General features: G+C 66.9%; 4 protein-coding genes and 1 pseudogene. 4 read left to right on the forward strand and 1 reads right to left on the reverse strand.

The window, feature by feature from the left end; genetic code table 11:
* The first annotated feature begins 189 nt into the window (after positions 1-189).
* The 3 genes from ACNA7R_RS18150 (at position 190) to ACNA7R_RS18160 (ending at position 5832) form a co-directional block, all read left to right on the forward strand.
* Positions 190-924 carry an MBL fold metallo-hydrolase gene (locus ACNA7R_RS18150; RefSeq protein ID WP_416284930.1) on the forward strand — a complete coding sequence of 245 codons (735 nt, stop codon included), beginning with the start codon at positions 190-192 and terminating at the stop codon, positions 922-924.
* 163 nt (positions 925-1087) lie between these two features.
* Positions 1088-5068 carry an MMPL family transporter gene (locus ACNA7R_RS18155; RefSeq protein ID WP_416284931.1) on the forward strand — a complete coding sequence of 1327 codons (3981 nt, stop codon included), beginning with the start codon at positions 1088-1090 and terminating at the stop codon, positions 5066-5068.
* On the forward strand, positions 5065-5832 hold the full coding sequence (locus ACNA7R_RS18160; protein WP_416284932.1) for a TrmB family transcriptional regulator: 768 nt from the start codon (positions 5065-5067) through the stop codon (positions 5830-5832). Before ACNA7R_RS18155 ends, ACNA7R_RS18160 begins: the two co-directional genes overlap by 4 nt.
* Positions 5833-5847: 15 nt before the next feature.
* Here the strand turns inward: ACNA7R_RS18160 and ACNA7R_RS18165 are convergent, their stop codons facing one another.
* Positions 5848-7221, reverse strand: coding sequence for a polysaccharide deacetylase family protein (locus tag ACNA7R_RS18165; protein ID WP_416284933.1), 1374 nt, complete (start codon positions 7219-7221; stop codon positions 5848-5850).
* Positions 7222-7397: 176 nt separating this feature from the next.
* On the opposite strand from ACNA7R_RS18165, the pseudogene ACNA7R_RS18170 reads away from it, so the two are divergent.
* Positions 7398-7625, forward strand: a pseudogene (locus ACNA7R_RS18170) (hypothetical protein); the annotation flags it as partial.

Genomic DNA, 7625 nt, shown 5'->3' on the forward strand with positions numbered 1-7625 from the left:
GCCTCGACGTCGACGACGACGCCGTGGGGTTCGGGCTCCGGACCCTCGACCGACTCGATCGACAGGGGCTCGCCGTAGGCTTCGAGTACTGCAGCGCGCATACCGAAGCGTCGCGGGCGGGCGAGTAATCACTGACGGATGCGGCGACCGAGAGCCAGCCTTATCGGGAGTGCGGTCCCAGAGTCGGATATGCGCGTCACCTTCCTCGGCACGGGCAGCGCGATGCCCACGGGCGAACGCTTCCAGACCGGGCTCCTCGTCCAGGACGAGGGCCGAACGCTGCTGGTCGACTGCGGCTCCGGAATCCTCCACCGGCTCCAGCAGTCCGGCGTCGGCTACGAGAGCATCTCGACGGTCCTGTTGACTCACCACCACCTCGACCACGTCGCCGACCTGTTGCCGCTGATGAAGGCCCGCTGGCTCGCCGGCGAGGAACACCTCGAGGTCGTCGGTCCCCAGGGTACCAAGTCGCTGGTCGACGGCCTGCTCGAGGTCCACGAGTACATGCAGGACAAACTCGACCTGCAGGTCCGGGAGGTCCACCCCGGCGACTTTTCAATCGCGGGGTTCGACGTCTCGGCCTACGAGACCCGCCACTCGCTGCCGTGTCTGGCCTACCGGTTCGACGACCGCTTTACCTTCAGCGGCGACAGCGAAGCGTTCGCCGGGCTGGCGAACTTCGCGGAGGGGTCCGCGATCTTGCTCCACGACTGTTCGTTCCCCGACGACGTCGACGTCTCGAACCACCCGACGCCAGAAACCCTGGGTCGCGAACTCGCCGGCCGGGAGATCGGTCGGGTCTATCTCACGCATCTCTACCCGCACACCGAGGGCCGTCACGAGGAGATGCTCGAGTCGATCGGCGCCCACTACGACGGCGACGTTCGCTTCGCCGAGGACCTGACGACCGTCTCGATCGAGTAGCGCTCGACGCCGATTCCGTTCTCTCTGCCGCGCAACCCGACCAGCGACGCCGATACCGCCGGCGGGTTCGGAGATCCGAACAGGTATATGCGGCGAGTTTGTAGGATCGTAACAACATAATGTCCCTCCCGATCCGATCCGCCCGTACCCCCGAGGTGAGGGGATGAGCCTTCCGTATCGACTCTCGGAGCTGGTCACGTCGTACTCCAAGATCGTCATCGTCGTGTTGCTGTTGACCACGGCACTCGCCGGCGCGGGGATACCGCTGGTCGACGACGACTCCTCGCTCGATCAGTTCGAGGGCGAGTCCGAAGAGGCCGAGGCCCTCGAGGAGATGGACGACCAGTTCGCCGCCGAGGGTGACGAGAACACGACGTCGGTCCAGCTGATACACAGAAACGAGGACGGAAACGCCCTCTCCCAGGAGTCGCTGATCAGCTCGCTCGAGTTCCAACAGGAGATTCACGACAACGAATCGCTCAACGCGACGCTCGCCGAGGACGATCCGATCACCGGCGTCGAGAACATCCTCGCGATGACGGCGATCACGAACGAGCGGATCGACGAACTCGAGGAGCGCGGCGAGGAGCTCGAGGACCGCGAGGCCGAACTCGAGGAACGAAGCGAGACCCTCGAGGAGGGGCTCGACGAGGTCCTCGAACTCCAGCGCGAGTACGAGGAAGCCTCGGCCGACGGCGACGAGGCGACCGCCGACGAACTCGAGGCGGAGATCGACGCGACGGTTCAGGAGACGGTCGACGAGGCCGAACTCGACGCCGACCAGACCGACGAGTACGAGTCGTTCGTCGAGGACGCCCGCGAGGTCGAGACCAACCGCTGGACACTCGAGCGACAGGCCGAGCTCCCCCCCGAGGAGCTCCCCGAGTACCAGGAGCTGAACGAGGCCCTCGACGAGCTCTACACCGGCGCGACGATGGGCGTGCTCGCCGAGGAGTTCGAGGCTCTCGAGGCAGACGCCGCCGAACTCGAGGAGGAGCAACAGGAACTCGAGCAACGCGGCGAGGAACTCGAGGAGCGCGAAGCCGCCCTCGAGCAGCGCAGCGAGACCCTCGAGGACGGACTCGAGGAGGCGCTCGCCCTCCAGCGCGACGCGCTAAACGAGGGTGGCGAAGCCGCCGTCGCCGAGGCCGACGACGAGATCGACGCGACGGTCGAGGCGGCGGCGACCGAGGCCGAACTCGACGCCGAGCAGACCGCGGAGTACGAGGAGTTCGTCGATCAGGCACTCGGAATCGACCTCACCCGATGGGGGATCGAGCAGGCGAGCGACGACCCCGAAAGCGCCCCCGGCTACCAGGAGCTGACCGGGAACCTCGAGGAGGTGACGCTCGGCGCGACCGTCGGCGTGCTCGAGGACGAGTACGCACAGCTCGAGGCCGACGCCGCCGCGCTCGAGGAGGACGGACAGGAACTCGAGGAGGACGGGCAGGAACTCGAGCAACGGGAGTCCGAGCTCGACGACCGCGCGACGACCCTCGAGGACGGACTCGACGAGGTCCTCGAACTCCAGCGCGAGTACGAGGCGGCCTCGGCGGCCGGCGACGACGCGGCGGCCGAGGAGATCGAGGCCGAAATCGAGGCGACGATCGAGGAGACGGCGACCGAGGCCGAACTCGACGCCGACCAGACCGCGGAGTACGAGGAGTTCGTCGACCAGGCCCGCGAGATCGAGTCCAACCGCTGGACGATCGAGCAGCGGCCGGACGATCCAGAGGAGATCCCCGAGTACGGGGAGCTGAACGAGGCTCTCGAGGGACTCTACGCCGGCGCGACGATGGGCGTCCTCGAGGAGGAGTACGAACAGCTCGGGGACGACGCCGAGGCGCTCGAGGAGGCCTGGGACGAGTTCGAGGAGGACGACGAGACGCCGTCGCTCGACGAGCAGATCGAGGCCCTCGAGGGCCTGGACGACGAGGAGTTCGAGGATCTCATCGGGGATGTCCTCGACGAGGACGACGACGGAAACGAGGGGGCGGCGCTGGGCTTCATGCCCTCGGACTACGAGCCCGGCTCGACCGAGGCCGACGCCCGGATGACGATCGTCGCCCAGGAGACGGCCGGCGGCGACGGGATGGAGATGGGCGGCGAGATGGACGCGACCCTCGAGAGCCAGCTCGATCTGCGCGACCTCGCGACCCAGGACGAACAGGAGTACGTCGTCTTCGGCGCCGGGATCATCACCGACGAGATCGAGAACTCGATGGGCGACAGCTTGGCGATCGTCGGTCCGCTGGCGCTGCTGTTCGTCGTCGTCGCGCTGGCGATCGCCTACCGCGACCCCCTCGACATCGTCATGGGGGTCGTCGGCATCGGCGGCGTGTTGATCTGGACGTTCGGCTTCATGGGCTGGGCGGGGATCGCGTTCAACCAGATGATGATCGCCGTGCCCGTGTTGCTGATCGGGCTCTCGATCGACTACGCGATCCACGTCTTTATGCGCCACCGGGAACAGCGTGAGGCCGACGGGAAGACCAGCACGGTCCGCGGTTCGATGACGATCGCGCTGGCCGGCGTCGGCGTCGCGCTCGTCTGGGTGACGGCGACGACCGCGATCGGGTTCCTCGCGAACCTCGTGAGCCCGATCGCCCCGATCCAGGAGTTCGGGGTCGTCAGCGCGTTCGGGATCGTCGCCGCGCTGATCATCTTCGGCGGCCTGATTCCGGCGCTGAAGGTCGAGATCGACTCGCTGCTCGAGTCTCGGGGCTGGGACCGTCGCAAGCGGGCGTTCGGTACTGGCGAGGGCGGGTTCACGAGCGCGCTGACGCTCGGCTCGGAGGCGGCCCGGAAGATCCCGGTGATCGTCCTGATCGCCGCACTCCTGCTCACGGCGGGCGGCGTCTACGGCGCGACCCAGGTCGACACCAGCTTCGAGGAGGAGGACTTCCTCGCGGAGAGCCCGCCGGGCTGGACGGAGAACCTGCCCGGACCGATGGCGCCCGGCGAGTACCAGGCCGCCGACGACCTCGAGTACATCAACGACAACTTCCAGCGCGAGGACACGCAGGCCCAGATACTCGTCGAGGGAGATATAACCGACGACGAGGCCTTACAGCGGCTCGACGAGACCCAAGACGAGGCGTCCCAGAGTGACGTCGTCTACACGCTACCGAACGGCAACGCGGACGTTCAGGGGCCGCTGTCGGTGATGGAGGACACCGCAGCCGAAAACGAGTCGTTCAACGAGTCGTTCCAGGCCGCGGACACGAACAACGACGGCGTCCCCGACCAGGACGTCGAGGCGCTGTACGACGAGCTGTTCGAGGTCAACGAGGAGGAAGCCAGCAGCGTCATCTACCGGACTGCCGACGGCGAGTACGAGTCGGCGCGGCTGATCGTCGCGACCGACGGCGGCGCCACCGTCGGCGACGTCACCACAGAGCTGCGATCCATCGCCGGCGACCTCGACGCCGCCGGTACGGGCGACGAACGCAACATGGATGCGGGTGAGGGCGAACTCAACGCCTTCGCCACCGGCGATCCGATCGTCAACTACATCGTCGAACAGGATCTGCTCGAGACGGTCCTCCAGAGTCTCATGATCACGCTCGTGGCCGTCTTCGCGTTCCTGACGGTCGCCTACAAGCTAACCGGAAACGGCGCGACCCTCGGGGCGGTGACGCTGCTCCCGGTCGCGTTCGCGGTTAGCTGGATCCTGGGGACGATGTACCTGTTCGGGATGCCGTTCAACGTGCTGACGGGAATGATCACCAGTCTCACCATCGGGCTCGGGGTGGCCTACAGCATCCACGTCAGCGCCCGGTACACCCTCGAACTCGAGCGCCAGGGCAACGTCTGGTCGGCGATGCACACGACCGTGACGGGAACCGGGGGCGCGCTGCTGGGCAGCGCCGCGACGACCGTCGGCGGCTTCGGCACGCTCGTCTTCGCGATCCTGCCCGCGCTGCGGCAGTTCGGGCTCATCACCGGGATGACGATCATCTACTCGTTCCTCGCGAGCGTGATCGTGCTGCCGACGCTGCTCGTACTGTGGACGCGGTACTTCGGCCCGGACGTCTCGTTCGATCGCTCGAGGGCGGGATCGACGACGCCCGCCGCGAGCGACGGCGGCACGGAAATGGAAACGGACACGGTCTCGGAGAACGCAGGGGAGGACGAACCGTGACCGACGACGAGAGCGAGGCCATCGACGCGTTCGAGCGACTCGGCCTCACGAGCTACGAGGCCAAGGTCTTCATCGCGCTCCACCGGCTGGGGTCGGGAACCGCCCGCGACGTCGCCAGCGTCACCGACGTCCCGAGATCGCAGGTGTACAGCGTCGCCGAGAGCCTCGAGGACCGGGGGCTGCTCGAGGTCCAGCAGTCGAGCCCGATTCGGTACCGCCCGGTCAGCATCGACGAGGCAGAAGAGACGCTTCGCAACCGCTTCGAGCGGGAACGGGAGCGAGCCTTCGAGTTCGTCGACTCGGTCAAACGGGAGTCGACGACCGAGGAGACCCAGGAGGACATCTGGACGGTCCGGAGCCGCGGCCGAGTCGACGACCGTGTCGTCGATCTCCTCTCGGGGGCCGATGATCGGATCGTCTTCGGCGCTCGCCTATCGGAACTCGTCACCCCCGAGATCGAACGAACCCTCGAGGAACGGGCGGCGGCGGGAGTCGGGGTCGTCGTTCTCAGCAGAAACGACGCGGTCCGGGAGCGGCTCGGCGCGCTCGAGGGAGTCGCGGCGACCGTCCCGCCGGCACACCGCGAGGACGACCAGCGATCGGGCCGGATCGCCATTGCCGACAACGATAGCATCCTGTTGAGCGTCGTCGACGACGACGGCAGCGAGACGGCGATCTGGAGTTCGGGGTCGCTGTTCGCCTCCGTGCTGATCCAGCTCATCGAGGCGAGCAACGCGGCGACCGCGGACTCCGGCGGAGCGTAGCCGGGCCGGGCGAACCTAGTGGCCGTCGCGACGCAGCTTCCAGAGGTCGTCGAAGTCGATAACCTCGACCCCGTCCTCGCTATCGATGTATCCGAGCAGCTCCTCGTAGTCGTCCTCGTCCACCGTGCTCTCCTGATCGAAGGCGTGGAAGTTCAGGATCGTACACTGGCGGTGTTCGGCGGCGAGATCGACACACCGTTTTGCGATGTCGAGGTCGTGAGCGATCGTCCGTGGCAGGACGAGCGGGTCGAAGCCGTAGACGCCGGTGAGGTTGACGTCGCCGGCCTGATTGAACCCGCCGGCGTAGTAGTAGTCCGTCGCGACGTCGAGGACTGTCTGATCGAAGCTGTTGTGCGGGTACGTGATATAGTGACCCCCCTGGAGCTCGTTGTCGACGGCCCACTGCTTGTCGCCCTCGAGGGACTCCCTGAGCTGGTCCGCCTCGAGGTCCTCGAGGAAGACGTGGCTGCCGTGGGCGATGATCTGGTCGCCGGCGTCCTGGCGTTCCTGTAGCTGCTCGAGGGTCATGACGTCGTCCCGGGAGCCCTGGGTCCACTGCCGAACCGCCGACTGGACCGCGTTGACGCCGTACTCGTCGTGGAGCGGACTCGCGGTGTCGTAGAAGTCGGGCGTTCCGTCGTCCCAGCACAGCACCACGTACCCGTTCTCGGGTTTGTCGTGTACGCGGAGGTCGTCGACCCACACCTCCGCGTCGCCGGTGTTGTAGACGATGAGCTGGATCTCCTCGACGACGTCGCGCTCGAGCCCGCTCGAGCCCTCCTCGAAGGCGCCGGGGTTCGTGCGGAACCAGCCGACGTCGGACGAGCCGTAGGAGACCGACCGGAGCTGGTGGTGGGTCGAGCCGCCGGAGGCGTCCGCGAGGCGGATATCGATCGCCACGTTCTCGGGCGTGGTCGTTCGTACGGCCAGCGAGAGATCCCGGTCGGTCAGATCCGTCGGTTCGATCTCCCGCTCGACGATGACGTCCTCGCCGTCCTCGGCGGCGAGTCGGAGACTCTGCGAGCCCTCGAACGCGACCTCGTCGTCGGGCTCCGCGGATCCCCGAACGACCTCCCACTCGTCGTCCTCGAAGTCGTCGAACGCCTCCCCGGGCTGGCCGAACTCCTCGCGGCTGTCGTACTCGGTCTCGAGCGCGAGTTCGGGAGACTCGACCTCGTCTTCCTCCTCCTCGTCATCCGATTCGGGTTCGTCGTCGCCCTCGTCTTCGGGGTCGTCCTCCGGCGGGTCGTCGTCACCGTTTGTCGTCTCGTCCGTCCCATCGTCGCCGTTCCCGGACGTATCGGAGTCGGAACAGCCGGCCAGGCCGGTAACCATCGTCGCTCCGGACAGCGCGAGGAACCGTCGTCGAGTGTTCGGTCGGTCCGTCATGTTCTAATACTACTTGAAATTCAACTATCTTTATACTTCCGTCCGACTCGCTGACGGGTCGTTCCCGCGAAGGGGAAGGGGTTCGTAGCCGCGCGACCGGCTCGAGCTGGGGTCCCGAACTCCCCTCCACACGAAAGCCCCGACCTCTTCCCGTCGCCGACGCTACGACAAGCGCTATGATTGGCGCACTCACCGTCGGGAAGAAGGCCGTCACGTTCGGGTACAAACGCTTCGGCATCCCAGGAGCCGTCGCTTCCGGAGGGGTTGCCCTGGCAGGATACGTCGCCGTCCGCCGGGCGCTGCAGTCGGCGACGGAGTCGGGCGACGTCGATTCGGCCATCGACGCGACGACGATCGAGGACGCGGTCGAGGACGACGGGATGGGCGCGGTTACCGATTCCGAG

The sequence above is a fragment of the Natronococcus sp. genome (assembly GCF_047921035.1).
In the GTDB taxonomy this organism is placed as follows: Archaea; Halobacteriota; Halobacteria; order Halobacteriales; family Natrialbaceae; genus Natronococcus.